This is a genomic window from Streptomyces sp. NPDC057136 (assembly GCF_042670885.1).
GTDB lineage: Bacteria > Actinomycetota > Actinomycetes > Streptomycetales > Streptomycetaceae > Streptomyces.
Window position 1 is genome coordinate 323139 of the sequence record NZ_JBHUUV010000003.1, and the last position, 26545, is coordinate 349683.

General features: G+C 69.4%; 31 protein-coding genes. 15 read left to right on the top strand and 16 right to left on the bottom strand.

The window, feature by feature from the left end:
- Window positions 1-74 precede the first annotated feature (74 nt).
- Window positions 75-260, top strand: coding sequence for a DUF6104 family protein (locus ACFT7S_RS05800; protein ID WP_003966321.1), 186 nt, complete (start codon window positions 75-77; stop codon window positions 258-260).
- Window positions 261-321: 61 nt separating this feature from the next.
- Here the strand turns inward: ACFT7S_RS05800 and ACFT7S_RS05805 are convergent, their stop codons facing one another.
- On the bottom strand, window positions 322-1164 hold the full coding sequence (locus tag ACFT7S_RS05805) for a hypothetical protein (RefSeq protein ID WP_382727463.1): 843 nt from the start codon (window positions 1162-1164) through the stop codon (window positions 322-324).
- Between the two features lie 156 nt (window positions 1165-1320).
- Between ACFT7S_RS05805 and ACFT7S_RS05810 the strand changes: the two genes are divergently transcribed.
- Together ACFT7S_RS05810 and ACFT7S_RS05815 are read left to right on the top strand one after the other, a co-directional pair.
- Window positions 1321-2178, top strand: coding sequence for a DUF4097 domain-containing protein (locus tag ACFT7S_RS05810; protein ID WP_382727465.1), 858 nt, complete (start codon window positions 1321-1323; stop codon window positions 2176-2178).
- A gap of 1 nt (window position 2179) precedes the next feature.
- Window positions 2180-3190, top strand: coding sequence for a helix-turn-helix transcriptional regulator (locus ACFT7S_RS05815; protein ID WP_382727467.1), 1011 nt, complete (start codon window positions 2180-2182; stop codon window positions 3188-3190).
- A 69-nt stretch (window positions 3191-3259) separates the two neighbouring features.
- On the opposite strand, the gene ACFT7S_RS05820 is transcribed toward ACFT7S_RS05815, so the two are convergent.
- The 4 genes from ACFT7S_RS05820 to ACFT7S_RS05835 form a co-directional block, all read right to left on the bottom strand.
- Window positions 3260-3832 (bottom strand): Clp protease N-terminal domain-containing protein, encoded by a 573-nt coding sequence (locus ACFT7S_RS05820; RefSeq protein WP_382727470.1) that lies wholly within the window; start codon window positions 3830-3832, stop codon window positions 3260-3262.
- Window positions 3832-4041, bottom strand: coding sequence for a helix-turn-helix domain-containing protein (locus ACFT7S_RS05825; RefSeq protein ID WP_382727473.1), 210 nt, complete (start codon window positions 4039-4041; stop codon window positions 3832-3834). Before ACFT7S_RS05825 ends, ACFT7S_RS05820 begins: the two co-directional genes overlap by 1 nt.
- A gap of 68 nt (window positions 4042-4109) precedes the next feature.
- Entirely contained in the window at window positions 4110-5075 is a 966-nt protein-coding gene (locus tag ACFT7S_RS05830) for a zinc-binding dehydrogenase (RefSeq protein ID WP_382727475.1), read from the bottom strand.
- Between the two features lie 222 nt (window positions 5076-5297).
- Window positions 5298-6557, bottom strand: a complete 1260-nt coding sequence (locus ACFT7S_RS05835) for an NADP-dependent malic enzyme (RefSeq protein ID WP_382727477.1) — start codon at window positions 6555-6557, stop codon at window positions 5298-5300.
- Between the two features lie 524 nt (window positions 6558-7081).
- On the opposite strand from ACFT7S_RS05835, the gene ACFT7S_RS05840 reads away from it, so the two are divergent.
- Genes ACFT7S_RS05840 through ACFT7S_RS05850 form a run of 3 tightly spaced genes read left to right on the top strand, consistent with a single transcriptional unit; the run spans window position 7082 to window position 9774 of the window.
- Complete coding sequence (locus ACFT7S_RS05840) at window positions 7082-8038, top strand: ABC transporter substrate-binding protein (protein ID WP_382727480.1); 957 nt, start codon at window positions 7082-7084, stop codon at window positions 8036-8038.
- A gap of 27 nt (window positions 8039-8065) precedes the next feature.
- On the top strand, window positions 8066-9016 hold the full coding sequence (locus tag ACFT7S_RS05845) for an amino acid ABC transporter permease (RefSeq protein WP_382727483.1): 951 nt from the start codon (window positions 8066-8068) through the stop codon (window positions 9014-9016).
- A complete protein-coding gene (locus ACFT7S_RS05850) occupies window positions 9013-9774 on the top strand; it encodes an amino acid ABC transporter ATP-binding protein (protein ID WP_382727486.1) in 762 nt (253 codons plus the stop codon). Before ACFT7S_RS05845 ends, ACFT7S_RS05850 begins: the two co-directional genes overlap by 4 nt.
- A gap of 66 nt (window positions 9775-9840) precedes the next feature.
- On the opposite strand, the gene ACFT7S_RS05855 is transcribed toward ACFT7S_RS05850, so the two are convergent.
- The 3 genes from ACFT7S_RS05855 to ACFT7S_RS05865 form a co-directional block, all read right to left on the bottom strand.
- Window positions 9841-10641, bottom strand: coding sequence for a hypothetical protein (locus tag ACFT7S_RS05855; RefSeq protein ID WP_382727489.1), 801 nt, complete (start codon window positions 10639-10641; stop codon window positions 9841-9843).
- Window positions 10638-11126, bottom strand: coding sequence for a SigE family RNA polymerase sigma factor (locus ACFT7S_RS05860; RefSeq protein WP_382727492.1), 489 nt, complete (start codon window positions 11124-11126; stop codon window positions 10638-10640). The genes ACFT7S_RS05855 and ACFT7S_RS05860 overlap by 4 nt, the downstream gene beginning before the upstream one ends.
- Window positions 11127-11265: 139 nt before the next feature.
- Window positions 11266-12027, bottom strand: coding sequence for a class I SAM-dependent methyltransferase (locus tag ACFT7S_RS05865; protein ID WP_382727494.1), 762 nt, complete (start codon window positions 12025-12027; stop codon window positions 11266-11268).
- Window positions 12028-12117: 90 nt separating this feature from the next.
- Here ACFT7S_RS05865 and ACFT7S_RS05870 point away from each other — a divergent pair, with 90 nt between their 5' ends.
- Window positions 12118-12747, top strand: coding sequence for a CGNR zinc finger domain-containing protein (locus ACFT7S_RS05870; RefSeq protein WP_382727497.1), 630 nt, complete (start codon window positions 12118-12120; stop codon window positions 12745-12747).
- Here the strand turns inward: ACFT7S_RS05870 and sodX are convergent.
- Window positions 12651-13088, bottom strand: a complete 438-nt coding sequence (gene sodX, locus ACFT7S_RS05875) for a nickel-type superoxide dismutase maturation protease (protein WP_382727500.1) — start codon at window positions 13086-13088, stop codon at window positions 12651-12653. The two genes, ACFT7S_RS05870 and sodX, sit on opposite strands and share 97 nt — an antisense overlap.
- A 181-nt stretch (window positions 13089-13269) precedes the next feature.
- On the opposite strand from sodX, the gene sodN reads away from it, so the two are divergent.
- Entirely contained in the window at window positions 13270-13665 is a 396-nt protein-coding gene (gene sodN / locus ACFT7S_RS05880) for a superoxide dismutase, Ni (protein ID WP_382727503.1), read from the top strand.
- 7 nt (window positions 13666-13672) lie between these two features.
- On the opposite strand, the gene ACFT7S_RS05885 is transcribed toward sodN, so the two are convergent.
- Together ACFT7S_RS05885 and ACFT7S_RS05890 are read right to left on the bottom strand one after the other, a co-directional pair.
- The gene (locus ACFT7S_RS05885; protein ID WP_382727505.1) at window positions 13673-14827 is read right to left on the bottom strand and encodes a tyrosine-type recombinase/integrase; all 1155 of its coding nucleotides are present in this window, start codon (window positions 14825-14827) and stop codon (window positions 13673-13675) included.
- A 24-nt stretch (window positions 14828-14851) separates the two neighbouring features.
- Window positions 14852-15352 carry a helix-turn-helix transcriptional regulator gene (locus ACFT7S_RS05890; protein ID WP_100561490.1) on the bottom strand — a complete coding sequence of 167 codons (501 nt, stop codon included), beginning with the start codon at window positions 15350-15352 and terminating at the stop codon, window positions 14852-14854.
- 120 nt (window positions 15353-15472) lie between these two features.
- On the opposite strand from ACFT7S_RS05890, the gene ACFT7S_RS05895 reads away from it, so the two are divergent.
- The 4 genes from ACFT7S_RS05895 (at window position 15473) to ACFT7S_RS05910 (ending at window position 19783) form a co-directional block, all read left to right on the top strand.
- Window positions 15473-15667, top strand: a complete 195-nt coding sequence (locus ACFT7S_RS05895; protein WP_382727508.1) for a helix-turn-helix transcriptional regulator — start codon at window positions 15473-15475, stop codon at window positions 15665-15667.
- A 371-nt stretch (window positions 15668-16038) separates the two neighbouring features.
- Complete coding sequence (locus tag ACFT7S_RS05900) at window positions 16039-17211, top strand: DUF3631 domain-containing protein (protein WP_382727511.1); 1173 nt, start codon at window positions 16039-16041, stop codon at window positions 17209-17211.
- 315 nt (window positions 17212-17526) lie between these two features.
- Window positions 17527-18096, top strand: coding sequence for a hypothetical protein (locus ACFT7S_RS05905; protein WP_382727689.1), 570 nt, complete (start codon window positions 17527-17529; stop codon window positions 18094-18096).
- The gene (locus tag ACFT7S_RS05910) at window positions 18086-19783 is read left to right on the top strand and encodes a relaxase/mobilization nuclease domain-containing protein (protein ID WP_382727514.1); all 1698 of its coding nucleotides are present in this window, start codon (window positions 18086-18088) and stop codon (window positions 19781-19783) included. The genes ACFT7S_RS05905 and ACFT7S_RS05910 overlap by 11 nt, the downstream gene beginning before the upstream one ends.
- Window positions 19784-19948: 165 nt before the next feature.
- Here ACFT7S_RS05910 and ACFT7S_RS05915 read toward each other — a convergent pair whose 3' ends face one another.
- Window positions 19949-20647: a hypothetical protein gene (locus ACFT7S_RS05915; RefSeq protein ID WP_382727517.1), complete on the bottom strand. Its 699-nt coding sequence runs from the start codon at window positions 20645-20647 to the stop codon at window positions 19949-19951.
- A gap of 179 nt (window positions 20648-20826) precedes the next feature.
- Here ACFT7S_RS05915 and ACFT7S_RS05920 point away from each other — a divergent pair, with 179 nt between their 5' ends.
- The gene (locus tag ACFT7S_RS05920) at window positions 20827-21330 is read left to right on the top strand and encodes a DUF2716 domain-containing protein (RefSeq protein WP_382727520.1); all 504 of its coding nucleotides are present in this window, start codon (window positions 20827-20829) and stop codon (window positions 21328-21330) included.
- A 92-nt stretch (window positions 21331-21422) separates the two neighbouring features.
- On the opposite strand, the gene ACFT7S_RS05925 is transcribed toward ACFT7S_RS05920, so the two are convergent.
- The 4 genes from ACFT7S_RS05925 to ACFT7S_RS05940 form a co-directional block, all read right to left on the bottom strand.
- Window positions 21423-21968 carry an HAD domain-containing protein gene (locus ACFT7S_RS05925; RefSeq protein ID WP_382727522.1) on the bottom strand — a complete coding sequence of 182 codons (546 nt, stop codon included), beginning with the start codon at window positions 21966-21968 and terminating at the stop codon, window positions 21423-21425.
- Window positions 21969-21983: 15 nt separating this feature from the next.
- Window positions 21984-22676, bottom strand: coding sequence for a class I SAM-dependent methyltransferase (locus ACFT7S_RS05930; RefSeq protein WP_382727524.1), 693 nt, complete (start codon window positions 22674-22676; stop codon window positions 21984-21986).
- The gene (locus tag ACFT7S_RS05935; protein ID WP_382727527.1) at window positions 22677-23588 is read right to left on the bottom strand and encodes an aminoglycoside phosphotransferase family protein; all 912 of its coding nucleotides are present in this window, start codon (window positions 23586-23588) and stop codon (window positions 22677-22679) included.
- A gap of 76 nt (window positions 23589-23664) precedes the next feature.
- Window positions 23665-24414: a hypothetical protein gene (locus tag ACFT7S_RS05940; protein WP_382727530.1), complete on the bottom strand. Its 750-nt coding sequence runs from the start codon at window positions 24412-24414 to the stop codon at window positions 23665-23667.
- A gap of 203 nt (window positions 24415-24617) precedes the next feature.
- On the opposite strand from ACFT7S_RS05940, the gene ACFT7S_RS05945 reads away from it, so the two are divergent.
- Entirely contained in the window at window positions 24618-25973 is a 1356-nt protein-coding gene (locus ACFT7S_RS05945) for a tetratricopeptide repeat protein (RefSeq protein WP_382727532.1), read from the top strand.
- Window position 25974: 1 nt separating this feature from the next.
- The gene (locus ACFT7S_RS05950) at window positions 25975-26505 is read left to right on the top strand and encodes an NUDIX domain-containing protein (RefSeq protein ID WP_382727535.1); all 531 of its coding nucleotides are present in this window, start codon (window positions 25975-25977) and stop codon (window positions 26503-26505) included.
- Window positions 26506-26545 lie beyond the last annotated feature (40 nt).

Genomic DNA, 26545 nt, shown 5'->3' on the forward strand with positions numbered 1-26545 from the left:
CGGCCATGTTCCGTCCAGGCACGCCATACCCTGGTGGGGACCATCACCGTTCTCACCCGGAGCGAGCGCAGCACATGTATTTCACCGATCGTGGCATCGAGGAGCTGGAGAAGCGGCGCGGCGAGGAGGAGGTCACCTTCGAGTGGCTGGCCGAGCAGCTGCGTACGTTCGTCGACCTCAACCCCGACTTCGAGGTCCCGGTCGAGCGCCTCGCCACCTGGCTGGCCCGGCTGGACGACGAGGACGACGAGGACGCGTAAGTCCTAGGGCCTTTCGTTTGGATCAGACCCCGCGAGCCCGGCATGACCCAAACGAGAGGCCCTAGAGGGTGCTGCAGCCCTCCGCTTCGTCCCTGATCCGGTTGTAGGCGAGCCCCAGGGCGCCCTGCGCCAGCAGCACCGCGCCCGCCACGAGCCAGCCGCCGCTGCGCCGCCTGATGCCCGTCAGCAGGAGCGGGACACCCACGACGAGCTGGGCGGCGGCGATCGCACGCGCTCTCGGACCGCGCACCCAGGGGCCGAGGCTCCCGCTCTCGACTGCGTCGAGTTCGACGCGCACGGCATCGCGCCAGCCGGCCCACTCGATCCGTTCCGCTTCGCGCTGGGCACCGGCGGCGGCGCGCAGCCGGTCGGCGGGTTCGCCGGGGCCGAGCCCGGGCGGGAGCGCCGCTCCGGTGCGGGCCAGGACGGCGAGCAGTCCGCGCAGCCGGGCGCCGGCGTCCGCGTCGGGGTCCGCGAGGGTCAGCGCCTCCAGCGCCTGGACGTCCAGGACGGGATCGAGGCCGAGACGGGCCGCGAAGGTGCGCATGGCCCCGTCCTCGCCGACGGGGGTGCCGTCGGCGAGCCAGACGTAGCCGACAGGGCGGCGAAATCCGGACGCGAGGGTGCATCCGGCCCGGTCGCCGTCCCACCACAGCGCGAGAACCGGCCAGGTGGAACCGACCGCGAGCGCGGCGGCCCAGCCGCCCATCACCCGGTCGACGGGCTCTCCCCCCATGCCACCCGACCCCTCGCCTCTCCAGGGCTTGCCCTCCGGCACGAGCACACTCCAACCGTCCCCGGCTGGTGTGAGCACCATCGGCTCACGCAGGAGATGCGCCGCCGGCCGTACGGTCTCGGAGACGGTCCGGCACAGCAGCAGCGCTCCCACGGGTGTCGCGTTCATGCCTCACACGCTAGGGCAGTTTGCCCACATATGGCGCGCTCTAGCAGCCGAACCCCACCGCCCGACCGGCCTTGACTTCCCCAATCCGCGATATATCGTGTTCCACAAGAGACGCGATATGTTGCGTCACTCCGCACCCAACGGGAGGTCAGATCCATGCCGGTGTCGACGTGGGCCATCGCCGAGCCTCGGAAGCTCACCTTCGACGACCCGGTGACGGCGCTGCATGTGCGCATCGTCAACGGCGCCGTCAACGTGGTCGGTACGGAGGAACAGCACGCCCGCCTGGAGATCACGGACGTCGAGGGCCCGCCGCTCGTCGTGACCCAGCAGGACGGCATCCTCACGGTCGCCTATGAGGACCTGCCCTGGAAGGGGTTCCTCAAGTGGCTCGACCCGAAGAACCGCGGGCGCCGCGCGGTCGTCTCGCTCGCCGTACCGGCCGGCTCGTCCGTCGAGGTCGGCGTCGTCGGCGCCGGAGCGGTCGTCTCCGGCATCCGGGGGCGTACGGAGGTGCGCGGCGTCACCGGCGACACCACCCTCGTCGGCCTCTCCGGCGCGGTCCACGGGGAGACGGTCTCCGGCAGCCTGGAGGCCCAGGCCGTCACCGGCGATCTCCACTTCCAGTCGATATCCGGCGATCTGACTGTCGTCGACGGCGCCGGAAGTTCCGTACGCGCCGAATCGGTCAGCGGGGACATGGTGCTGGATGTCGACCCGTCCGGAAAGCCCACCGACATCCGGCTGACCACGGTCTCCGGCGAGATCGCCATCCGGCTGCCGCACCCCGCCGACGCGAAGGTCGAGGCGAACACCGCGAGCGGCGCCGTCTCCAACGCCTTCGAGGATCTGCGGGTCAGCGGCATGTGGGGCTCGAAGAAGATCACCGGAACGCTGGGCGCGGGCACGGGAACGCTGCGCGCGACGACCGTCTCCGGCTCGATCGCCCTCCTGCGCCGCCCACCGGCCGAGGACGGCCCGTACGACACCGAGCCGACCGGAAAGGTGCTCTGACATGGCTCCCGTATTCGCCCACGGCCGCCTGCGTCTCTACCTGCTGAAGCTGCTGGACGAGGCACCCCGCCACGGCTACGAGGTGATCAGGCTGCTGGAGGAACGCTTCCAGGGCCTGTACGCCCCCTCGGCGGGCACCGTCTATCCGCGCCTCGCCAAACTGGAGACCGAGGGTCTGGTCACCCATGCCACGGAGGGCGGCCGCAAGGTCTACTCGATCACCGACGCCGGGCGCGCCGAACTGGCGGGCCGCAGCGGCGAGTTGGCCGATCTGGAGCTGGAGATCCGCGAGTCGGTCGCCGAGCTGGCGGCGGAGATCCGCGACGACGTGCGCGGGGCGGCGGGCAAGCTGCGCAGCGATATGCGGGCGGCGGCCTCCGAGTCGCGGCACACCACCGGCGGCAAGAGCGGCCGGGAGTCCGGCCCCGCCGGACTCGGCGACCCCGGCGACCTCGGCAGCAGCGAGGCGTGGCGGCTGGCGAAGGAAGAGCTGCGCAAGGCGAAGCAGGAGTGGAAGGAGCAGGCCCGCCGGGCGAAGGACGAGTCGCGGCGCGCCCGCGAGGACGCCCAACAGGCCCGCCGCCAGGCCAAGGAGGCCCACGAGAAGGCGAGCGAGCAGATGCAGAACGCCGCACGCCAGGTGCAGGAGCACTTCGCACGGGGCGACTGGCCCACGGGCGTACGGGAGGGGCTGGCGGAGATCACCGGCCAGCTGGGCAGCTTCGCCAGAGCCGGCACCTGGCCACCCTCCACCGCGCCGGCCTCCACCAAGCCGGACCCCGCCGAAACCGACGCCGACCCGGAGTGGGGCAAGGACACCACGGGCTCGGGCGACCCGGCCCGCGACCTGGACCGGCTGCTGGACCGCTTCCGCGACGAGATCCGCGACGCGGCCAGGGACCGGGGCGTCACGGAGGACCAGCTGACGGAAGCCCGGCGCCATCTGTCGACGGCCGCGACCCGCATCGGCACCCTGCTGCGCAAGCCCGCCGATGGGGCCACGGACAACTGACGAAAATCAAGCCCGCAGGGGGTCCCCCGGACGAAGTCTGGGGGGATTGAGGACGGAACGGGGAGGGCGTCAGCCCGCCTTGGCGTGCCCCTCTCCCCCGGCCCCGTGCAACGCCCGTTCCACGGTCGCGTACGTCGCTCCGTGTTCCGCGAGTACGTCCGCGACCACGCCGGGCCGGGCCGTGAGCGCCAGCAGAAGGTGCTCCTCGCCGATGAAACGGTCGCCGCGACCGAGCGCTACCCGGAGGGAGTTCTCCAGGACGCCCTTCGCGCCGGACGTGAAGGGGCGGTGTCCCGACCACCACCGCCGGCTCTTCCGGTCACCTGCCAGGGCACCTTCGCCGTGCGCCCCCTCGACCCGGGCCACGATCTCCCCGACATCGATCCCGATACCGGCGAGCGCATCCGTATCGGCCTTGGTCAGACCACCACGCCGACGGGCGTCGGCGAGCGCCGCCTCCACCGAGGCGCGGCGGTCGGTGAGACCCAGCGCCGCGGCGGCGAACGACGCCCGGCTGCCTTCCTGGTCCAGCAGCGCGAGCAGAAGATGCTCCTCGGTGACCGTATCGGCCCCGACACGCTCGGCATGCGTCACGGCGCCTGTCACGGTGGCTCGGGCACCTCGGGTGAATCGCTCGAACATCAAAGCCTCCCGTGCTTCTTGTGGACGGCCTGCCGGCTCACGCCCAGCTCGGCCGCGATCTCCTGCCACGACCAGCCCTGCACGCGGGCACTTCTCACCTGTACGGCTTCCAGCTGCTCAAGCAGCCGCCGCAGCGCGGCGACAGCCCGCAGCCCGACACGCGGGTCACGGTCACCGGCACGCGCGGCGAGATCCGTTGCTTCGGTCATGATGTCAACTTACGTTGACAATCCGGGAGTGTCAACCATCATTGACAGAAGCAGGCGTCGGGAAGAGATCAGGAGGAGGTCAGCACGATCTTCCCGAACTGGTCGCCGGAGGCGAGCCGTTCGAACCCCTCGCGGGCCCGGTCGAGGGGCAGCACCTCGTCGATCACGGGCCGCACACCGGTGGCCGCGCAGAACGACAGCAGACTCTCCAGCTCCTCCTTCGAGCCCATCGTCGAGCCGACGACCTTCAGCTCCAGGAAGAAGATCCGGGTCAGTTCGGCATGCGAGGGCCGGTCACCGCTGGTGGCGCCGGAGATGACCAGAGTCCCGCCGGGCCGAAGGGACTTCACCGAGTGCGACCACGTGGCGGCGCCCACCGTCTCGATGACGGCGTCGACGCGCTGCGGGAGACGGGCACCGGACTCGAACGCCTCGACGGCCCCGAGTTCGACGGCCCGCTTGCGCTTGGCCTCGTCACGGCTGGTGGCGTAGACCCGCAGCCCGGCCGCCTTGCCGAGGACGATCGCCGCGGTGGCGACGCCACCGCCCGCGCCCTGGACGAGCACGGAGTCACCCGGACGCACCCCGGCGTTGGTGAAGAGCATCCGGTACGCGGTGAGCCAGGCGGTCGGCAGACAGGCGGCCTCCTCGAAGGAGAGCTCCCTGGGCTTCGCCAGCACATTCCAGGACGGGACGGTGACCTGCTCGGCGAAGGTGCCCTGGTACCGCTCGGTGAGGATGGAGCGCGGCTCGTTCGCACCGACTCCGTGCCCCGTCTGACCGATGACGGAGTGCAGGACGACCTCGTTGCCGTCCTGGTCGGTCCCGGCGGCGTCGCAGCCGAGGATCATCGGCAGCTTGTCCTCGGCGAGGCCGACGCCCCGCAGGGACCAGAGGTCGTGGTGGTTGAGGGAGGCAGCCCTGACATTGACGGTGGTCCAGCCGGGACGCGCCTCGGGCGCGGGGCGTTCACCCAGCTCAAGTCCGTTGAGGGGCTGGTCGCGGTCGATACGTGCGGCGTAGGCGGCGAACATGGCCCTGACGATAGGGCGGGGGCGGGCGGCTGCGTAACCGGCCGGGGGTGTGACACACACCAAACTCGAACTCCCACCCAGCCCCTCCGGCACCCCCAGCCCCTCCGGCGTTTGAGGAGCGGGGGTCCGGGGGCAGAGCCCCCGGTTATGGGAAGGGGCGGGGCGGGGAGCAGGCCCGCCGCAGGCGAACCGCACCACCCCGCCCCACCCACCCGCACTACCTCAGCGCCGCGCCACACCCTCGGCCCGAGCAGCCGCAGCAACCGCCGCGGTCACAGCAGGCGCAACCCGCTCGTCGAACGGCGACGGAATCACGTAGTCCGCCGCAAGCTCGTCACCCACGACATCCGCCAGCGCGTTCGCCGCGGCGATCTTCATACCCTCGGTGATCCGGGAGGCCCGGACCTGGAGCGCGCCCGCGAAGATGCCGGGGAAGGCCAGCACGTTGTTGATCTGGTTGGGGTAGTCCGAACGCCCGGTCGCCACGACGGCCGCGTACTTGTGCGCGATGTCGGGGTGGACCTCGGGCGTCGGGTTGGCCATCGCGAAGACGTACGCACCGGGGGCCATCGAGGCGACGGCCGGCTCGGGCACCGTACCGCCGGAGACGCCGATGAAGACGTCGGCGCCGGCCAGCGCCGTCTCCAGCGGACCGGAGATGCCCGCCTTGTTGGTGATCTCGGCGAGCTCGCGCTTCACGTCCGTCAGGTCCTCGCGGTCCCGGCTGACAATGCCCTTGCGGTCGGCGACGGCGATGTCGCCGATGCCCGCCTCCAGCAGGAACTTGGCGATGGCCACTCCGGCCGCGCCGGCGCCGGAGATGACGCCGCGCAGATCACCCAGGGTCCGGCCGGAGAGCTTCGCGGCGTTACGCAGGGCCGCGAGCGTCACGACGGCGGTGCCGTGCTGGTCGTCGTGGAAGACCGGAATGTCCAGGCGTTCCTGGAGCTTGCGCTCGATCTCGAAGCAGCGGGGGGCGGAGATGTCCTCCAGGTTGACCCCGCCGAAGGACGGCGCGAGCCGCACCACGGTCTCCACGATCTCGTCCGCGTCCGTCGTGGCGAGCGCGATCGGGACCGCGTCGACGCCGCCGAACTGCTTGAACAGGATCGCCTTGCCCTCCATCACGGGGAGGGACGCCTCCGGGCCGATGTCCCCGAGGCCGAGGACCGCGGTGCCGTCCGTCACGACCGCCACGACCTGTGACTTCCAGGTGTAGTCGTTGACGAGCTCGGGATTCTCGGCGATGGCGCTGCACACCTTGGCCACGCCGGGCGTGTACGCCAGGGACAGGTCGTCCTTGTCACGCATGGGGACGGTGGCCTGGATGGCCATCTTGCCGCCGCGGTGCAGGGCGAACACCGGATCGAAGGGCTCGTCCGGAGTGCCGGTCAGGCTGCCCGTACCGCTGATGTCACTGTCCGCACTGGCCGCACCGTGCGTCTTGCTGTCGCTGCGAGGATTGACGATCTCCGCTGCCATGGTATTGACCCCTTAAGTCTTCATCGTTTGAGGGTGGCCACTCCTGGTTGAGGAGGGGTGGGCGGGGACCGCGTACGTGCCTGGCACCGAACGGGTGGCCCGCTCCGCCAGGGGAGGTACATACGCGCGGGCGCGCCGCACACGCGCCCTGAGCCCCGGATGAGGGGTGTAAACGTCTTTCTTACCGGATGAAGCGCACCTCGGACGAGTCGGTATCGACGCGGTGACATGACTCATAGTCGAATATCGGGACAAGTCCACTCAGCGACACAAACGTCGTCCAGCAGTCGAGACACGCCGGAGATTCTCCGGCCAAAAGACGGAATTCCAACAGAAGGTCCGGCCTTGATGTACCGGCCCGTTGGGGTACGGGGGTGACCCGTTATCCGATTTTGACATGCCCGGCGCCCTGAATGGGCTAGTCCGAATGGCAAGATGCCTGAATCACACAGGGTCGCGACCCCCGATAGGGCGTTCGCACCCCAACTGGCAGCTCACCCTCACCACGCCGGAGGATCCCCACCATGACCGCAAGCACCACTCGTCGTACGACCGCAAAGTCCCGGATTGCAGCGGTCGGCGCCATCGCGGTCGCCGGCACCATGCTGCTGACCGCGTGCGGCGACCAGACCGACAGCGGCACCGGGAGCACCGAGACGTCCACCACCAAGAGCGCCCCGCTCGCCGACCTCGTCCCGCAGGACATCAAGGACAAGGGCGAGATCAAGGTCGGTTCGGACATCGCGTACCCGCCGGTCGAATTCAAGGACAAGTCCGGCAATGTCGTGGGCATCGACCCCGACCTCGGCGCCGCACTCGGCAAGCAGCTCGGCGTGAAGTTCACGTTCGAGAACGGCACGTTCGACACGCTGATCACGGGTCTGCGTTCGAAGCGTTACGACCTTGCGATGTCCGCGATGACCGACACCAAGGACCGCCAGACCGGGGTCGACTCGGAGACCGGCAAGAAGGTCGGCGAGGGCGTCGACTTCGTCGATTACTTCACCGCCGGTGTCTCGATCTACACCAAGAAGGGCGATACCCAGGGCATCAGCACCTGGGCCGACCTCTGCGGCAAGAAGATCGCCGTCCAGCGCGGCACCGTCTCGCACGACCTCGCCAAGGCGGAGTCCGGGAAGTGCGCCGGCGGCAAGAAGATCGCCATCGAGGCGTTCGACACCGACCTGGAGGCCCAGACCCGGCTCCGCAGCGGCGGCGCCGACGCCGTTTCCTCCGACTTCCCGGTCGCCGCGTACGCGGTGAAGACCTCGGGCGGCGGCAAGGACTTCGAGATCGTCGGCGACCAGATCGAGGCGGCCCCGTACGGCATCGCCGTCGCCAAGGGCAACGACGAGCTCACCAAGGCCGTCCAGGCGGCCCTGGACGCGATCATCAAGAACGGCGAGTACGAGAAGATCATCACCAAGTGGGGTGTCGAGGCCGGCGCGGTCACCGAGGCCAAGATCAACGGCGGCTCCTGATCCGGACCGGCGCTGAAAGGCTCATCTGTGACTGACATCAAGAAGACGGGTCCGGCCGACGAGCCGCCCAAGCCCCCCACCCCGGCGGCCGGACCGGAGGCCATCAAGGCCATCCCGGTCCGCCACTACGGGCGCTACGCCTCCGCGGTGATCGCGATCGCAGCATTCGCCGCGGTCGTCTACGCGTTCTCCCAGGGCCAGATCAACTGGGATGCCATCCCGGACTACTTCTTCGACGACCGCATCCTCAAGGGTGTCGGGCAGACTCTGCTGCTGACCGCCCTGTCGATGGTGATCGGTGTGGTCGGCGGCATCCTGCTCGCCGTCATGCGCCTGTCGAAGAACCCGGTGACCTCGTCCATCTCCTGGTTCTACATCTGGTTCTTCCGCGGCACCCCGGTCCTGGTCCAGCTCTTCGTCTGGTTCAACCTGGGTCTGGTCTTCGAGTACATCAACCTCGGGCCCATCTACAAGGACGAGTGGTCGTCCTTCATGACGCCGCTGCTGACCGCGCTGCTCGGCCTGGGTCTCAACGAGGCCGCGTACATGGCCGAGATCTGCCGTGCGGGTCTGCTCTCGGTCGACGAGGGCCAGACGGAGGCGTCGCAAGCGCTGGGCATGAGCCACAGCAAGACGCTGCGCCGCATCGTGGTCCCGCAGGCGATGCGCGTGATCGTGCCGCCGACGGGCAACGAAGTCATCAACATGCTCAAGACGACGTCCCTGGTCGCCGCCGTGCAGTTCAACGAACTGTTCCGGTACGCCCAGGACATCGGGCAGGCGTCCGGCGCCCCGGTCGAGATGTACTTCCTGGCCGCGGCCTGGTACTTGGTCATGACCTCGGTGCTCAGCGTCGGCCAGTACTACCTGGAGCGGTACTACGCACGGGGTTCGAGCCGGACCCTGCCGCCGACACCAATGCAGAAGATCCGGGCCAACGTGCTGTCGCTGGGCCGCCCGAAGGGAGGCATGGCATGACCGCCATGGTGAAGGCCGAGGGCGTACACAAGTCCTTCGGCGCCGCGCACATCCTCAAAGGCATCGACCTGGAGGTGGCCCAGGGTGAGGTCTTCTGCCTCATCGGCCCCTCGGGATCCGGCAAGTCGACCTTCCTCCGGTGCATCAACCACCTGGAGAAGGTCAGCGCAGGCCGGCTGTACGTCGACGGCGAGCTCGTCGGCTACCGCCAGAAGGGCGACAAGCTCTACGAGCTCAAGGACAGCGAAGTCGCTGTGAAGCGCCGGGACATCGGCATGGTCTTCCAGCGCTTCAACCTGTTCCCGCACATGACGGCCCTTGAGAACGTCATGGAGGCACCGGTCCAGGTCAAGGGCGAGTCCAGGTCCGTGGCCCGCGCGCGGGCCATCAGCCTGCTGGACCGGGTCGGTCTCTCCGACAAGGCGAAGAGCTACCCGTCGCAGCTCTCCGGCGGACAGCAGCAGCGGGTGGCCATCGCCCGTGCGCTGGCCATGGAGCCGAAGCTGATGCTCTTCGACGAGCCGACGTCCGCGCTCGACCCGGAGCTGGTCGGTGACGTCCTGGACGTCATGCGCGGTCTGGCCGAGGACGGCATGACGATGATCGTCGTCACCCACGAGATGGGCTTCGCCCGCGAGGTGGGCGATGCGCTGGTCTTCATGGACGACGGTGTGGTGGTCGAGTCCGGCCACCCGCGCGACGTACTGACGAACCCGCAGCACGACCGGACGAAGTCGTTCCTGTCCAAGGTGCTTTAGCGACAAAGCGGTACACGGAAGGGGCGGTACGGACTCGACGTCCGTACCGCCCCTTCCCCGTACCCCCTACTTCTTCGGCAGCAGCTCCGGGCTCAGTAGCAGCGTGCGCAGCTGCTCACTGGTGAGCGGCGGGGTCTTGAGCAGGGGCCCCTGCGCGTGCTCGCCGTCGAAACCGGTGCTGTCCCTCACGGTCAGTAGCCCGCCGTCCTGCAGGGTGAGTTCGCCGATAATCTCCGCCCCCCACTGCGGAGTGCCGCCGTCTCGATTGTCCCACTGCCTGCTCCAGGTCGTGAGTACCCGCCCGTCAGGCAGGACCTCGCGCTCGCAGTCGGTACGGTGCGGCGTCTGGCTGGGCTGCCCCGCGCACAGGTCCTTCGGCATGTGAGCTCCGCCGAGCTTCTTGGCGATCCCCTCACGAGTCATGTTGGCGAGGACCAGGTAGCCGACGCCTCCGTCCGTGCGGACCGAGTACTGGCCGTCCAGCGGCCCGATGTACTTCTCCTTGGCCTGCTGGGGTGTCGCCTGCTTGAGCAGGACGGCCAGCGATACCTGCTCGATGTCCCCCGCATCGACGGGCAGCAACTCGGCCAGCCGCGCGGCCTTGGCGCTCTTGCCGCCCAGCCGCTCCGCCGCTCCGCTCTTGCCGACAGGCTCCCCGGACGCCGCGACCGAAGAGTGCTTCGCCTCCGGCCCCAGCTGCGGCACCGCGACCGCTCCGGCCGCGACGACGGCGAGCGCAGCGGCCGACACAGTGGCACGCCGCCGCCACCGCACCCGGGCGGCCTTCGCGTAGACCGCATCGGTGGTGAGGGTGGACCGCCCCGCCTCGTCCGCGACCCGCCCCAGCAGCTCCTGCACGTCGTTCATACCGGCTCCTCCACCATCTCGGCGCGCAGCGCCGCCAACCCCCGAGCCGTGTGGCTCTTGACTGTGTTCTCCCGCATCCCGAGCAGCGCGGCCGTGGCCTCGACGCTCAGGTCCTCCCAGTAGCGCAGTACCAGCACGGCGCGCTGTCTGGCCGTGAGCGTGGCGAGCGCCGCCCGGACCATCAGCCCGGTGTCCGTGTCGGACGCGGTGTGCGCCGTCTCGGGCAGTTCGCCGTACGCCCGCTCGCGCCGCCAGAAGCGGCGCCGGGAGGCGATGAAGGTGTTGACCAGGGTCTTGCGTGCGTACGCCTCGATGTTGTCGAGCCGCCCGTGGCGCCGCCCGCCGAGCACGACCTTGACCAGCGTCGTCTGCACCAGGTCCTCGGCCTCGTGCCGGTCGCCGCACAGCAGATAGGCGCTGCGGAACAGCGCCGTGCGTCTGCCCTCGACGTAGGCGTGCAGCGCGGCATCGTCGTCGATCCGCATCCCCGCCCCTCTCCGGGTCCGCGGGTGCGGACCGTCTCACCCTTCCAGTGCGCCGGAGTGCACGGCGGGTTGCAGCGGACCGCACACAAAAAAAGGGGGCGGCACGGCCCTCGGCCCGCACCACCCCCTCCTTCCGCCCCTACTTGACGGCGAGCACCAGGCTGTCCGAGGGCGAGGCCCAGACCGCGCGGGCCTCCGCGAATCCGGCTTCGCGCAGGGTACGGGCGTGCCACTGCACGGACGGCATGTCGCCGTCGGCGTGCTCACCGTAGATCTCGAACCGCTCTGCGGTCGGTGCGGCGAGCACCGGGTCCTTGGCGGCGAGGGCCCACCAGTCGGCCCAGTCGAGGACGCCCGCCGCCTTGGCGCGGTCCATCCCGGCGTGCCGGTGGGCGCGCTCGGCCGCGTTGATACGCGGGGTCTCGGCGTCGATCATCCGGTCGGCGTTCATGAACAGACCGCCGTCCCGCACGAGTTGGCCGATGCGCCCGTACAGTGCGGCCAGCGGCTCGCTGTGCAGCCAGTGCAGCGCGGTGGCGGTCAGGACGGCATCGTACGAATCGAAGGGCAGCCGCTCCGTCCAGGAGGGGTCCTTCAGGTCGGCGGTGACGAAGGTGACCCGGTCGTCGCCCTCGAAGGTGCCCCGGGCGATCGCGAGCAGCGCGGGGTCGAGGTCGACGCCCGTACTGGTCGCCTTCGGGAACCGCTTGAGGAGCCGGTCCGTAATACTTCCCGTACCGCACGCCAGGTCGAGTACGCGCGGTTCGGGCCCCACCACGGCCTCGACCATGTCCAGCATCACCCGGAACCGCTCCTCGCGGTCCGGCATGTACCACTCCTGCTGCCGGTCCCAGCTGGCCTGCCATGCCGGCCAGTCGGCACCCGTCACTGTTTCCGTCATCCCAACCTCCACGTAATGCCCAATTGCCCCGACCACCCATTACACTGGTCGATACGCATCGACCTTAGACCGACGCCGTAAGGACTACAAGTGGAACTGGCCTATTACTCGGACTACGCCGTGCGCCTGGTCAACACCGAGGAGCCGGCCCGCAACAAGGACGCCCTCACCTCGGTCGACGCCGTCCGTGAGCTGTTCGGCGCCAATGCGCAGGCCGCGCGGCGGGCCACCGACGCGGACGTGACCCGGTTCCGGTCGGTACGGGCGAGGCTGCGCGCGGTCTTCGAGGCGGCCGACGGCGGCGACGAGACGCTCGCGGTCGACCTGCTCAACTCACTGCTGCTGGAATTCCCGGTGAGCCCGCAGATCTCCGGCCACGACACCCGGGACGAGGACGGCAAGCCGGACTGGCACATGCACCTGGCCGACCACCCGTCGAACGCGACGGCCGGTTACGCCGCGATCGCGGTGATGGGCCTGGCCTTCCACCTCACCTCGCACGGGGTGGACCGGCTCGGTCTGTGCGAGGCCGCACCGTGCCGCAACGCCTATCTGGACACCTCGACCAACCGCTCACGGCGCTACTGCTCGGACCGCTGCGCTACCCGGGCCAACGTGGCTGCCTACCGGGCCCGCAAGCGCCTGGAGACCGAACGGTCGGCGGAGACGGGCCTCAGCGCGGACGCCGCCCAGCCCAGCACGCCGAACACCGACCTCTGATCCTTCTTCAGCGGCCGGTAACGGGCCCGCACCCGGGCCAGCACCAGCTCCTCGGGCACCGTCCCGTAGTCCGTACTGTCCCCGCCCGCGAACGTGTTGTCACCGAGCACCCACCAGCCGCCCCCGCGGCGCTCGGCGGCACGCTTCACGACCAGCAGATCCTGCTGGAAGGGATGCCGCAGAATCACCACGTCCCCCGGGCGCACCGGCGCCCCGAACTGCACGAGCAGCCAGTCCCCGTGATAGAGCGTGGGCACCATCGAAGGCCCCGTCACCTCCACCACCTGAAACCGCACCCGCACCGCCCGCCCTCGCCCCGGCCCCTGTGTCAGCCCCGGCATCTCCCTGGCACCTCCCGGTCCGTCCTCCAGTACACGCCACCCACGGCGCTCCGTACATTCGGCCACTGGTCCCATCCTCACCCTGGACTTTTGGCCTAAGCCCATGGGGGCACCCGCAAAAAGCCGGGTCTCACGGAGTAATGTCCCACCTGAGAAGACGATCACGAGGAAGGACAGCTCCATGCTTTCCCGCCTGTTTGCCCCCAAGGTGAAGGTCAGCGCACACTGCGACCTGCCCTGCGGTGTGTACGACCCGGCCCAGGCCCGCATCGAGGCGGAGTCCGTCAAGGCCGTCCAGGAGAAGTACCAGGCCAACGAGGACGCGGACTTCCGCACGCGCTCTGTTCTGATCAAGGAACAGCGCGCCGAGCTCGCGAAGCACCACGTCTCGGTGCTCTGGAGCGACTACTTCAAGCCCCCGCACTTCGAGAAGTACCCGGAGCTGCACCAGCTGGTCAACGACACCCTGAAGGCGCTCTCCGCGGCCAAGGCGTCGAACGACCCGGCGACGGGCCAGAAGGCTCTGGACCTGATTGCCCAGATCGACACCATTTTCTGGGAGACCAAGAAGGCTTGATCTCTGGTTAGGCCGTCTGACCTGCGGTTTCGCTGGTCGGGCTCCCTACCGGTCCGCACCCGGTCCGCAGGCCGCCGAGAACGGCGTCCATCACGGACCGGGTGCGGTCTTCTTCGCCCGGCCACAGGTGCGCGTAGATCCGCAGTGTGATGACTGCGGACGCGTGGCCGAGGACCATCTGGACCTGCTTGACGCTTGCCCCGCCTGCGATGAGCGCGGAGGCGTAGAAGTGCCGCAGGTCGTGGGTCACCATGTGCGGCAGTTCGACGGGTTTACGGCCCTCGTGCGCGGCCGCCTCGTTCTCCTCCGCCTGGAGCGCCCTGCGGGCGCAGTTCCACTCGGTCTTCCAGCGGCGGTAGTTGAGCGGCTTCCCCTCCTCCATCGTGAACAGCCACTCCGTGGAGGGGCGCGCGGCGAGGTGCCCGAGGAGCGCGTCGGTGACGACCTCCCCGACCGGAACCGTCCGCCGGGACTTCGCGGTCTTCGGCGGACCGACCTTCCCCGACTGGAGCCGCTGCCGCTCCACGCGAATGCTGCCGGCCTTGAAGTCGACGTCCGACACCTTGAGGCCGAGCAACTCCCCTATCCGCAGACCTGATCCGGCGAGCGTGACGACGGCCGCGCGGATGTACGGCGGCATCACGCGCGCCATGGCCTCGACCTGGGCGACGGTGGGCGGGGTGACCTCCTCGTCCGGCATGACCGGAAGGGTGATCCGGCGGCACGGACTGGAGGCGATGACCTTGTCGTCCACGGCCGCCGTCATGACGCGCACGAGGACGTCGTAGACGTTCCGCACGCTGCCGGGGCCGAGCTGGTCGGACAGGTGCTTGAAGAGCACCTGTATGTCGTTACGGCGTATCGCCGCCAGTGAGCGGGCGCCGAGCGCGGGTACGAGGTGGAGCCGGAGCGCGTTGTCCGTGATGCGCTCACCCGCCTCGCTCGCGATGAGCGAGCCCTGCCACCTCTCGGCGTACTTCTCGAAGGTGACGCGGCCGGCGCGGGGGTCGACGTACTGGCCGGTGACCATGCTGGCCGTGACCTCGTCGAGCCAGCGCTGGGCGTCGAGCTTCCGCTCGAAGTGGCGAGCGTGCTCCTTGCCGTCGAGATCACGGTAGCGGGCGCGCCATTTGCCGTTGGGGCGCTTCTGTACGTTCGCCAAGTGGCTTCTCCTCTGTGCTGGTTGTCAGTAGTGGCCCCCGTCCTCGATGTCGCCGCTGAGGACGCGGGCGTCTCGCTCGTCCCCCATGAGGCGGAGGCATTGCTCGTGGATCGCCCGCGAGCTGTCCGGGTGAGCCTTGATGTGGCCGGCGACGGCGACCACGGCACGGTGCAGACGATCGCGGGCGTCACGGGTTTCGTAGAACGCTTCGACGGCTTCCTGGACGAGCCGTCGACTGTCGACGTCGAGCCCTTCGAGGGGCGGCGACATCAGCTCTTCGAGGGGGAGCTCGAAGACGCGGGAGAAGGCGAGCGCCTCATCGAGATTGATCCGGCGGCGGGGTGAACCGTTCTCGATGCGCCACACGGCCGTCTGGTTCATCTTTACGCCGGCTCTGGTCACCCGCTCGGCCAGCTCGGTCGTGCTCCATCCTCTGACCTCGCGCTCCAGGGCCACGCGGCCCGCCACGTTGCCTTCGCTGTAGAGCAGCGGCACTTCGCCACCCTCGGCCTTCTCGCTTGCCATCGAACCTCCATCGCGACCGTCGCTATCCAAATTGAAACACGAGCTTCCCTGTTTGGCTAACCGCCGATCATGAGGTACTGATTATGCATATCGAATCGCTACTTAGCCGAATGGGAACGCATGCGATACCTGACCACCGCCGAGGTCGCCGAGCGCTACCGCACCGCCGAGAGCACCGTCCGTTACTGGCGCCAGCTCAGGAAGGGACCGCGCGGCATCAAGGTCGGCAAGCGGGTGCTCTACCCCGAGGCCGAACTACTGCGCTACGAGAACGCGCTGATCGACGGCGGAGACGACTGGGACCTGGCCTCATGAACCGCCGCCCCGCCCGGACACAGCAAAGGCCCTCGGCGCGCCTACGCCGAGGGCCGGAGATTCCGCCGCACGTCGCCCATCCCTGAACGAACTGGTCGGGGGCGAGACCTTGCCCGTCTCGCCCCCACCCGAGAGGAACATCTATGAAGGACCCTACGTCCCCCGCCCCCTCGAAGGCATCCAGCGTTGTCTGGCCACCGATCGCGGTTCCAGGACAGGGTCTGCCCTGCGACCGGCAGACACGCCCCGCCATCGGAGGCCCGCCCGCCGAGGCCAGTGCCCCGACAACAGCGTCGTACAGCGCAGGCGATCCCGCTCCAGGCGGACCAGAATCCCAAGACGGCGGCAGGGCAGCAGGCGAAGGCAGCGCGATGCTGGACGACCTCCGCACGGCGATCGGGCGGTACGTGATGCTGCCGAGCGACGAGGCCCTGACCGCCGTCGCCCTCTGGGTCGCGGCCTCCCACATCCAGCCCGGCCTCCAGCACGCGCCACGGCTGGCGGTGGTCGGGCCGACCAAGGGGTGCGGCAAGTCCCGCCTCCTGGACGTCCTCTACGAGACCGTCCACCAGCCGATGATGACGGTGAACACCTCCCCGGCGGTCGTCTTCCGCGTCATCGGCAAGAACCCGCCGACGCTGCTGGTGGACGAGGCCGACACCATCTTCGGCCCCAAGGCGGGCGACAAGGAGGACCTGCGCGGCCTGCTGAACGCCGGGCACCAGCGCAACCGGCCGGCCTGGCGGATCTCCGGGCCGGAGCACAAGCCGACCGCGTTCCCCACCTTCGCGATGGCGGCGCTGGCCGGTATCGGTGACCTGCCGGACACGATCATGGACCGGGCGATCGTCATCCGCATGCAGAAGCGCAAGCCGGGCGAGCGGATCACCCCGTTCCGATCGCGGTACTCCGTACCGGAACTGCACGCGCTGCGCGACCGGCTGGCCGACTGGCTGGTCCCGTTGCGCGGCACTGTCGCGGGCGCGGTGCCGAAGATGCCCGTCGAGGACCGCGCCGCCGACACATGGGAGCCGCTGGTCATCGTCGCCGATCTCGTCGGCGGGCACTGGCCCGCGCGGGCACGTGCCGCCTGTCTGGCGATGACGCGCAACGAGGTGGCCCAGGACGAGCAGACGACGCTGAAGACGCGGCTGCTGCGTGACATCCGCCGCGTCTTCGACCAGGAGAGCGGCAAGGAGGCACTGCGCAGCCAGGACCTGCTCGCCGTCCTCATCCAGGACGCCGAGGCTCCGTGGGCGGAGTACGGCACGAAGGGGATGAACGCCTACCACCTGGCCAACCTGCTGCGCGACTTCGGCATCAGCCCGGCCAACTACCGGTTCGAGAACGGCAGGCAGGCCAAGGCGTACGCCCGCAATCAGTTCGTGGACGCCTGGGCTCGCTACTGCCCTGACCCCGCTCCATCGGTACCCACAGCCGAGGTCCCGGCACGTCCGACCCGGGGCAGGCCGCCCGCCCCTCCGTCCGGGACGCTGCCCACCAGCCCGCCGGGAGGGCCCGCAGGCCCCAGGCCCACTCGCTGACTCCAGGTCCGCATCAATTCGTCGCATCCGTCCCTGCGCAGGTCAGCGCGGGGACGGATCTCCTCGGCGTTACGGATCGATCCGTACCTGCGGCCCTCTCCGTACCTGTGCTGACCAGCCACGCGACGGATGCGACGGATGCGACGAAGCCCCACCCCACACGACTGACGGAGCACCACCATGCCCGAATCGAACTCCGACGACACCACCTCCCGCCGCCGCAGGAAGCTCTTCAGGCTCATCCGACGACCAGCAGCAAGCTGGAGCGAACGAGCCTCTAACGAGGCTTCGTCCGCGCTTGCCCCCGCCCCAGGGGTGGCGGAGGTCAAGGCCGAGCGCCAGGGGGCGCCCGAGCCGGAGGAGGGGGTGGCTGAGGACTCTTGCCAGCCCGCAGCCGACTCCGCTCCTCGCAGTACGCCGGCCGATGCCCCACCGCTCGTCGAGCAGCCCTCCTGGCGGGATCTCGACGCCCCCGCCCTGCCCGCGCAGATGAACCGCAAGCGCACCGTGGAGAAGCGCGACCAGGAGAAGACCATCCGCTTCACGCGCACCGCGGTCCAGGTGATCAGCGCCGCCGCTCAGCAGCGCGGTCAGAGGTTCGCCGGATTCGTCGGGGACGCGGCCCTGGCCGTTGCGGTGGGCAAGGCGGGGATGGTCGGCAGCCCGGAGGACGATCCTCTCCGCCCCCTGATCGAGGCCGTCGAGGCGCACACGGTCGCCCTGAACCGCATCGGCGGCAACCTCAACCAGATCACCGCAGCCATCAACCGCGGAACCGTGCCCGAGCGCGCCGAGACGGTTCTCGACCACGTCGAGCAAGCAGCACAGAACAGCTTCCACCTCATCGACCAGCTCCTCGCGAACGGCACGACTCATGGTTCCTGACGTCTCCACTGGCTCCGACAGCCGCGGACTGATCGCCTACCTCTTCGGCCCTGGCCGCCGCGACGAGCACACCAACCCCCACATCGTCGCCGCATGGGACATGGCCGGCGCTCCCGACCCCGGCCGCGGCCCGGCAGCCACCTACTCCCAGCTCGCCAGGCGACTCGACCACCATGTCGACCTCCGCACCCGCGAGCTGGGCGGCAAGAAGCCACCGCAGCACGTCTGGCACTGCCCGGTCCGCACCGCGCCCGGCGACCGCTACCTCACCGACGCCGAGTGGGCCGAGGTCGCCCGCCGCGTCGTGCACGCCACGGGCATCGCCCCCGACGGCGACGAGAAGGCATGCCGATGGATCGCGGTCCGTCACGCCGACGACCACATCCACATCATGGCCACCACCGTCCGCGCCGACGGACGCCGCCCGCGCACCCACCAGGACGGCCGTCGGGCACAAGCGGAGTGCCGCAGGATCGAAGCCGAGTTCGGCCTGCGCCGCCTGAAGTCCGGTGACCTCACGGCTCCCCGTACCCCCACCGGTGCCGAACGCGCCAAGGCCGAGCGCCAGGGCCAGACGGTCACGGCACGGCGCTGGCTCCGCGAGCAGGCATACGCGGTCGCCGCAGCCGTACGGACCGAAGCCGACTACTTCACCGTGCTGCAGTCCCTCGGCATCAAGGTCAAAACCCGCATCGGCCCCGAGACCGGCGACGTGATCGGCTACAGCCTCGCCGCCCCCGGCGACACGAACAGTGCCGGCGAACCGGTCTGGTACGGCGGCTCGAAGCTCGCACCCGACCTCTCGATCAACCGTCTCCGCGAACGTCTCCCAGACCAGGAGGTGGCCGACCGCCCGCGGTTCGCGGTAGATTCCGCCGATCCTTGGCAGCACACCATCGCCGCGATACAGACGGCGCACAACGCCCTCGACTCCGACGACGATGCCGCCGCCCAGGCCCACCTCGCCGCCTTCGGCGACGCCCTCTACAACATCGCCAGTGCCACACCCGGCCCACACCGCGCAGAGCTACGCGCAGCCGCCACAGCGTTCAACCGCGCCCGCCGATCCGCCACCCGCGCGGACCACCAAGCAGCCCACGCCCTACGCCAAGCCGCCAAGGAACTCACCTACGCCTCCAACGGACCGGGCGGACTCGCCATCGCCCTGCTCTTCGCCACCGTGCACCTGGCCCGCGCCGCCGCGAAGTGGCACGAGCAGCGAGGCCACGAGCAGCAGGCCGCAGCGGCCGATGGAGCCTTCCGCCACCTCCAGGCCGGCTACCAGCAGGCCGCTGCCCCCGTCCTGGCGGACCTGGCCCGCCGCGCCCCGCGAGCCGAGACAGCCCGCCGCTTCGAGCTGGAGCTCCGCGCGGCCCTCCCCGACCACGCCGACCGCATCCTCGCCGATCCCTCTTGGACCGCCCTGACCACAACTCTCGCCCAGGCTGAGACTGCCGGCCACAACCCCCGACGTCTCCTGGCCGAGGTGGGCACCCGGCGGGACCTCGACAGCGCGGAGAGCCCCGCCGAGGTCCTCAACTGGCGCATCACCGCTCAGCCGAATCGGCGGGCTCAAGCGGCTCGTAGGCGAAGCACCGTCAGTGGTACGTCCTCCATGTCCGCCACGCCACACCCTCCGGCCGCACCGGTGGCCATGAGGCCCGAGGAGCGCAGTCGACACCGCTGACCCCGGTCTCTCCCAGCCAGAATCCCGACGAAGGGACCGGCAAGTGAAGGCCGACACCCCCGGTGTGACACGTTCCCCGAGGGAACACCGGAAGTGTTCCCTCGGGGAGCGCCTGCCCGTGAGGAGACGAGGGCTTTCCGTTCAGATTCCGGATGGCGAAGTAGATCAGCGGGGGCGTTGAGCGGTTGCCTGAAGGTGCTCATGGAGGAAGGGGGCGTCGAGACGTGTGTCGATGACACGATCGCGCACGTCGGTGAGAAGCCAGCCCAGCAGCTCGGCAGTGGCGTCGTACTCATCGTAGAAGCCCATGCGCAAGTCGGTGATCTCGAACTCGAACATCACGTCGTCAACGAGGTCTGCCAAGTGCGCGTCGGCGGCTGGGGTATTGGTCGCGGTCCATGTGTTCAGCCATGGACGCAGGCTGTTGGTGGCCACGGTGATGACGCTGAGGGAATCCCTGACGGGCACGGGGCTGGGGTGGGTATGCAGAGTGCTCTGCCACCAAGCGGACCAGACGTCCCGTAGGGCCTCGGTCAAGGGCAAGTCCCAGGTAGCCCAGCCCGCGTGGATCAGGCGGGAGGCGATGAGCTCCTCGTCGATGTGGAGCCGGCCGGTGACGAGTAGGCGAATGATGCGCGGGACGAGGTGACGATAGAGACGAGGGAAGTCTTCCCAATGATCAGGCGTCTTTGCGGCAACCGAGGAAACCAGGTCGTCGGCTATGAGGTGGAGCGGGCCGGAGAGTTCGGCGAAGTCTTGCTCGCTGTAGCAGTACGTGCACCCTGTGACGAGGAAGGGACCTTCTGAGGCGAAGGCGTGGTCCAGGGCATCGAGAGCTGTCATGAGCTGCTCAGAGCAAGACATGAAGACCTGCCGGGGGACTCCGTCCGGGTTACCGGCGAAGATCGCAGGCTATCAGGCCGTCCCCCACCTCTCGCGGAATTCCTTGATGGTCCGAGTGGAGGGGCCGAAGTTCCGTGAAGGACTCATCTCCGATCCTCACACGGGCAACTCGATAGGATCGGGCCATGATGGAGAGTCCCGTGGTCGAGCTGCTTGAGGCCGAGTATCGACGCTTTTGGGGCCGCTTCTACGACGAGTTCAGGTTCCGGCCGAGTACGAGTTCTTTCAAGTGGCCAGCCATCAAGGAGCCCGTCGCATCGGTTACCTGGAGCCTTGCCGCGCTTGACGACGACCCTGAATACGAGCGTTTGAACCGCTTGGTCGAGGCGGTCGAGCAGGGGCTGACCTCCTGCATTGGCCCGGGCGGAACGCTGCTCGCGCTCGACTGGCAGCACACGTCGTATCGCTTCGCACCGCAGGGCGTCGGTGGCCCTGGGCAGCTGGCCTGGCCTTTGAGCCCGTACCCCGATGGGGATTACTACATCTACCTCTCGGAAGACTTCCGTATGGGCAGTTTTGGGCACCCCTGGGAAAAGTCCCTCTGTCTGTTCGGTCAGGAATTCCTCGACGCCGCATCCGCGGAGGTAGAAAAGCTTCTCGGCAAGCCGATCCGTAGGTCCGGCAGGGCAGTCGGCACCGCCTGAGTTGGGTCCCGACTCCAAAGGCACCCCAGGTAGTCAGACCCCGCAGCGCACCCTGATGCCCTCGCTGCCCGTGGCAGCGAGGACATCAGTCGTCAGGCGGCTCGGGCTGTGGGTAACTGCGCGACCCACGTCTTCACCTCGGTCAGATGCTCGGGCTGCAGCCCGTCGTGTGGGTCGGGCTGCACGAGGAGGGTCGCCATTCCGTGGGCGGTGCGCTCCGCCGCCCATGCGTGGTCGAGGCCGGTGAAGTCGTCGTCGATCCAGACGGCGGGGGCGTCTGCCAGCCAGACGTCGACGTGGTCTCGTTTCCAGAGGTAGCCGTCGGGGTGACTGGTGGTGATCTGGGGTCGAGGCAGGTCGAGGTAAGGGAAGTCGGGCAGCCCCAGGAGAGGGCCGATGATCGTGGCGGCGTCCTTGCGCCAGCTCGTGCACCACACGGGAGTGACTAGCCCGCTGGTCACGAGGTCGGTGACAATGCCGCCCTGACTCGGGTCGAGCCAGATGGGGACAGGGTCGTCGGGGTGCCGACCGGTGGGCAGGACGGTGTGGCGGACGTGGGTGGGCGGGGTGCTGCCGTCGGCGGCCGGGAACGGTATGAGGACGCCGTCGATGTCCAGGAGCAGGTAGGGCGGGGTCATCGGTGCCTCCGGCGGTCAGCGTTTGCGGGCAGTGATCAGGAGGGTGGTGGGCCACGGGTCGCGGCGCGGGTGCCGCAGCTCCACCGTCGAGGTGACGCGCAGGCCGGTCCGGGAGAGGTGAGCGCCCCAGCGGCGGGCATCGAACTCCCATCGGGCGAGGGGCAGTCGGGTGCGGTCGGGCATGGTGACGTAGTCCTCGCGCGGACGGTCGTCCGTGGATGGATGTCTTCCGGCCCGTGCCGGGTGAGGGACGGAAAAGGCCAGGACACCGCCTGGTTCCAGGCGTCGGGAAATGGCGGCGAGGAGGAGCTCGGGGGCGACGAGGCCGACGGCGCCGAAGACGGAGTAGATCGCGTCGAAGGTCCGGCCGGTGGCCTGCAGGTGGTGCAGTGCGTGGCCGGCGGCGAATGTGGCGCCGTCGATGTGGCCGTAGTGGGAGCGGGCCCGGCGCACCTGGAGACCGACCAGGTCCACGCCGGTGACACGGGCCTGGTGGTAATTCGCGAGGTGGGCCACGTTGTGGCCGGGGCCGCAGCCCAGCTCCAGGACACGCTTGCCGCACAGGTCCCGGCCCAGGACCTCGGCGCCGGGACCGATGCCCGCGTGGGTGCTCCACTCCATCCGGGCAGGCGCGGTGAGGGCGTGCGCGGGGGCAGCGGCTGTGCGCTGGGCGGCGTGGACGTACCAGGGGGAGACCTGGGCGAGCACCTAGACCTCCAGGAGTTGGACCACGTCGTTGAGGTGGCGGCGGACGACGGGGATGTACGCGGGGTCCTTGGCCGGGTCGTCGATCCAGCGGATGGCCTGCTCCATGAACCACTCCACGGCCCACATGCGATGCCAGCCCAGGGCCCATGCCTCGGCGGCCAGGCCGCCCCGGGCGGCGAGGGCGTCTTCATGACCACCTGAGCTGACGTACTGCTCCAGGAACACCCGCAGTCGGAAGGGGCTCGGCACGTCGGTGGTGCCGTGGTACGAGGCGAGGTCGATCAGGCCGGGCCCGGTGAAGGCGCGTGCGAAGTCGAGGAAATGCCACCCGGTCTCCCCGATGTGGACGCTCGTGGGGTGGAACTCTGAGTGGACCCAGCCGAACGGGTCGAGCGTTGCACCCTGGACACGGGCCTCGGCCGCGGCGGAGAACTCCCCGAGTGCGGTCTCGATGTCGTCGCAGTCCGTCCATCGGTCGGCTTTCCGTAGCCGCTGGAGGTGATCGAGGGCTCGGCCGGGCAGGGCTGCGAGGCCAGCCCCGTCGAGGAGGGGCAGACCGCCTGCCGGGCGGGCGGCGTGGAGCATGACGGCGGCGGCGACACCGTCGAGGTCGTCTGCGTCCCGTACGGGGGTGCCGAGGTCGTCCATGAGCATCCCGAGCCACTTGTCTTGCATGGCGGTGGCGTGGAGCGCGGGGACCGGGAGCCCTCGCTGGTGGGCCATCCGCAGGGCCTGGGCCTCGCGATCGAAGGGCTCCTTGGCGTACTTGAAAACGGCTGTGGTGCCGTCGGGGAAGGTGACTCGTTCGACGCCGGACATACCCCAGACGCGAATCTCGGCACGTTCGGGGAGGGGTTTGCCGACGAGGGTGCACAGGTCGTCCAGCAGGGTGGCGGACAGGTTCTGATCCATGGAGGTCTCCGAGGGCTGTGGGCTCCGGGGCGGGCGCGCGCGAGCTGGCCCGCCCCGGAGCCGTACTGGGGGCGGGCTACTCGGCTGCGGTCACGCGGTGGGCGTAGACCTGCTCGATCCAGCCCGCCTTGAACTCGGCCAGGTCGTCACGGAAGTTGGCCATCGAGGCACCGTAGGGCGCGACGACGCCGCCGGACTGGTCTGGCACGGACTGGCAGCCGTGCACGAGCCGGCCGCCGAGCGCGGCGTGGGCCTTGATGGACTCGATCCGGCGGTGCTCGTTGAACCAGCCGCCGTGGTAGACCTCGTCCAGCATTCCGCCCGTCGCGTCGTCCAGGTCGAAGACGACGGATGTGGCGGCAGGAAAGAACCAGCACGGGCCGACGTTGGAGATGTGCCCGTCCAGCTCCACCTTGTTGAGCGCCATCAGCGTGGCCGCCTCGCGCAGCATGCGCAGGTGGCCGGCGGTGATCTGCGGGAGGCCGAGGCCGGCCAGGTGCTCCTCGCGGAAGAGGTACGAGTACACCCCGTACGCCGTCGCCAGCACGCGGGCCGCGTCGGAGGTGGACTCGCCGTGGTTCTTGATGAAGTCGAGCGCGAGCTGCTCGACCGCGCTCCCGGCAGTCTCGTCCACGTCGAGGAGCTGGGCCTTCACCAACTCCCAGTCGGCGACGAGCCAGGTACTGGACTCGAAGCGGAAGAAGTACTCGGCCGGGTCGATGATGATGCGCCGGCCGTCCACCTGGATGCCGGGCAGGCGGTTCCAGCGCGGGTCGAAGGCGTCGGGCAGCTCGACCGTGATGGTCGCGGTGTCGATGGTGGTCACCGTGTCTCCGTCTCTGATCGTCCGGGCCCGGGGCACAGGAATGCCCGAGCCCGTTAGGGCGTACGGAACTTGGGGGCCGCCCGGCCCGCGATGCCGTGAGTGGGGCGGCTGTCGATAAGTGAACCGTCCGCTACGCAGAGTGGGTACGGTGTGAGCGAGGTCAAGCGGTATACACGGTTTACGGATCCGGAGCGGAGGCGATCGTGCCGGCACCGACCAGCGCCAACTCCCGCCTGCGCGACACGATCAACGCCGCCGGGTGCACGTACGAGGCACTCGCCAAGGACGTACGCCGCATCGCCGCCGAGAACGGCGAACTACTCCAGACCAACAAGTCGGCCGTCTCCCACTGGGTGGGCGGTGCCCGCACGCCATCCGGCCAGGCAGGCCACTACCTCGCCGAAGCCCTCTCCCGGCGGCTGGGACGCGTCGTTACCCGAACCGAGCTCGGCCTCCACTCACCCGACACGGAGTCGCCACCGGACACCGACCCCGTCACCGCGGTCACCGACCTCGGCCGCGCGGACGTCGAGCGCCGCCGCTTCCTCGCCATCGCCGCGTTCACCACGGCCGGCGTGGCCATGCCGCTCCTGCACGACCACGAAGCCACCTCGCGGATGCTCCGCGCCCGCACCGCCCGCTCCCTCGTCGGCAGCGACGACATCGACGTCGTACGACAGATCACGGCAGCCTTCAGCGCCGCCGACGAACGGCTCGGCGGCGGGCACGGCCTGACCACAGTCACCGCGTACCTCGCCGACACGGCAGCCCCAATACTGCGCGGCCGCTTCCCCACAGAAGCCTTACGCCAGGCAGCCTTCGGCGCCGTCGCCGAACTCGCCTACCTCGCAGGGTGGAAGCACCACGACCTTGGACAAGAAGGCGCTGCCCAGCGCTACTACCAGGTCGGCTACCAGCTCGCCTGCGAAGCCGACCCCCACGGCCACGCCGCATGGATGATGCGCGCCCTCGCCCACCAGTCCCTCAGCCTCAAGCAACCCCACCACTGCGTGGACCTCGTCAAAGGAGCCCTCACTCGCGGCCTCGGCCACGTGGACGGCCAGACGGAGGCGCTCCTCCACATCACGCACGCCCGTGCCTACGCAGCCGTTGGCGAGAACCCATTGGCCGCTCGTGCTCTCCTCGCCGCCGAAGACGCACTCCTGCGCGATGACGGTCCCCAGCCCAGCTTCTCCCGCGTCAGCGGCCCCGCCGCCGGCACCGTGGCCAGCCACACCGCCCGCACGCTGACCGACCTCGCCGACCACATCGGCACGGAACAGCAGCACCGCGACGCGCTCACCCGCTGGGACCCGGAGAAGTACAAGCGCGTCCACGCCCTCACCCACGCCGACCTCGGCGACAGCCTCGCCGCCCAGGCCCGAGCCGACGAAGCGGTCGCCGCCTGGACCCAGGCCCTCGTCCTCATGGAGGGCATGACCTCCGACCGCACCCGCAAGGCGATCACCTCGATCCGCTCGACGCTCGCCATCTACCAGCGCCGCCGCGTCCCCGGCGCCGCCGATCTCGCCCGCCGAGCCCGCGAGGCCCTCGCCTAACATGCCCAACAACCGCCCCGACGAAGGGAACCCCGTGGCCCAGCAGACCGACAACCGCCCCCCAGCCCTCAAGCCGGCGCTCGACTCGATGACCCTGCTGGTCGCGGCCGTCATCGTCCACGACAAAACCACCAACCGCGTCGTGCTCCTCCAGCGCAGCGAGAACGCGAAGTTCGCCCAGGGAATGTGGGACCTGCCCGTCGGCAAGAGCGAACCGCGCGAGCCCATCACTGGGACGGCAGTCCGCGAGCTCTACGAGGAGACCGGCCTCAAGGTGAAGCCCGAATCCCTCAAGGTCGCGCACATCATCCACGGCGCCTGGGGCGTTGAGTCCCCCAATGGCTTCCTCACGGTTGTCTTCGCCGCCCACGAATGGATCGGCGAACCCGAAAACCGCGAACCCCGCAAGCACTCCCAGGTCCGCTGGGTCGACGTCGACGCTATCCCCGAGAACTTTGTGGGCACCACGTCAAGCGCCCTCCACCGGTACCTCGCGGGGGACGCCGAGATCTCCCTAGACAGCTGGCGGTAGAGATGCCCAGCGCCCAGAAGGGCTGCCGGGCACACCAGAG

Excerpts from the sequence above, each read along its gene's own strand:
- ACFT7S_RS05810 (WP_382727465.1), top strand. The coding sequence starts at position 1,321 with ATGCCGGTGTCGACGTGGGCCATCGCCGAGCCTCGGAAGCTCACCTTC.
- ACFT7S_RS05900 (WP_382727511.1), top strand. The coding sequence starts at position 16,039 with ATGCTGGACGACCTCCGCACGGCGATCGGGCGGTACGTGATGCTGCCG.
- ACFT7S_RS05855 (WP_382727489.1), bottom strand. The coding sequence starts at position 10,641 with ATGAACGACGTGCAGGAGCTGCTGGGGCGGGTCGCGGACGAGGCGGGG.
- ACFT7S_RS05895 (WP_382727508.1), top strand. The coding sequence starts at position 15,473 with ATGCGATACCTGACCACCGCCGAGGTCGCCGAGCGCTACCGCACCGCC.
- sodX (WP_382727500.1), bottom strand. The coding sequence starts at position 13,088 with ATGCCGGGGCTGACACAGGGGCCGGGGCGAGGGCGGGCGGTGCGGGTG.
- ACFT7S_RS05835 (WP_382727477.1), bottom strand. The coding sequence starts at position 6,557 with ATGGCAGCGGAGATCGTCAATCCTCGCAGCGACAGCAAGACGCACGGT.
- ACFT7S_RS05850 (WP_382727486.1), top strand. The coding sequence starts at position 9,013 with ATGACCGCCATGGTGAAGGCCGAGGGCGTACACAAGTCCTTCGGCGCC.
- ACFT7S_RS05805 (WP_382727463.1), bottom strand. The coding sequence starts at position 1,164 with ATGAACGCGACACCCGTGGGAGCGCTGCTGCTGTGCCGGACCGTCTCC.
- ACFT7S_RS05950 (WP_382727535.1), top strand. The coding sequence starts at position 25,975 with ATGCCCAACAACCGCCCCGACGAAGGGAACCCCGTGGCCCAGCAGACC.
- ACFT7S_RS05925 (WP_382727522.1), bottom strand. The coding sequence starts at position 21,968 with ATGACCCCGCCCTACCTGCTCCTGGACATCGACGGCGTCCTCATACCG.
- ACFT7S_RS05860 (WP_382727492.1), bottom strand. The coding sequence starts at position 11,126 with ATGCGGATCGACGACGATGCCGCGCTGCACGCCTACGTCGAGGGCAGA.
- ACFT7S_RS05915 (WP_382727517.1), bottom strand. The coding sequence starts at position 20,647 with ATGTCTTGCTCTGAGCAGCTCATGACAGCTCTCGATGCCCTGGACCAC.
- ACFT7S_RS05830 (WP_382727475.1), bottom strand. The coding sequence starts at position 5,075 with ATGTTCGCCGCCTACGCCGCACGTATCGACCGCGACCAGCCCCTCAAC.
- ACFT7S_RS05840 (WP_382727480.1), top strand. The coding sequence starts at position 7,082 with ATGACCGCAAGCACCACTCGTCGTACGACCGCAAAGTCCCGGATTGCA.
- sodN (WP_382727503.1), top strand. The coding sequence starts at position 13,270 with ATGCTTTCCCGCCTGTTTGCCCCCAAGGTGAAGGTCAGCGCACACTGC.
- ACFT7S_RS05890 (WP_100561490.1), bottom strand. The coding sequence starts at position 15,352 with ATGGCAAGCGAGAAGGCCGAGGGTGGCGAAGTGCCGCTGCTCTACAGC.
- ACFT7S_RS05825 (WP_382727473.1), bottom strand. The coding sequence starts at position 4,041 with ATGACCGAAGCAACGGATCTCGCCGCGCGTGCCGGTGACCGTGACCCG.
- ACFT7S_RS05800 (WP_003966321.1), top strand. The coding sequence starts at position 75 with ATGTATTTCACCGATCGTGGCATCGAGGAGCTGGAGAAGCGGCGCGGC.
- ACFT7S_RS05865 (WP_382727494.1), bottom strand. The coding sequence starts at position 12,027 with ATGACGGAAACAGTGACGGGTGCCGACTGGCCGGCATGGCAGGCCAGC.
- ACFT7S_RS05815 (WP_382727467.1), top strand. The coding sequence starts at position 2,180 with ATGGCTCCCGTATTCGCCCACGGCCGCCTGCGTCTCTACCTGCTGAAG.
- ACFT7S_RS05935 (WP_382727527.1), bottom strand. The coding sequence starts at position 23,588 with ATGGATCAGAACCTGTCCGCCACCCTGCTGGACGACCTGTGCACCCTC.
- ACFT7S_RS05820 (WP_382727470.1), bottom strand. The coding sequence starts at position 3,832 with ATGTTCGAGCGATTCACCCGAGGTGCCCGAGCCACCGTGACAGGCGCC.
- ACFT7S_RS05910 (WP_382727514.1), top strand. The coding sequence starts at position 18,086 with ATGGTTCCTGACGTCTCCACTGGCTCCGACAGCCGCGGACTGATCGCC.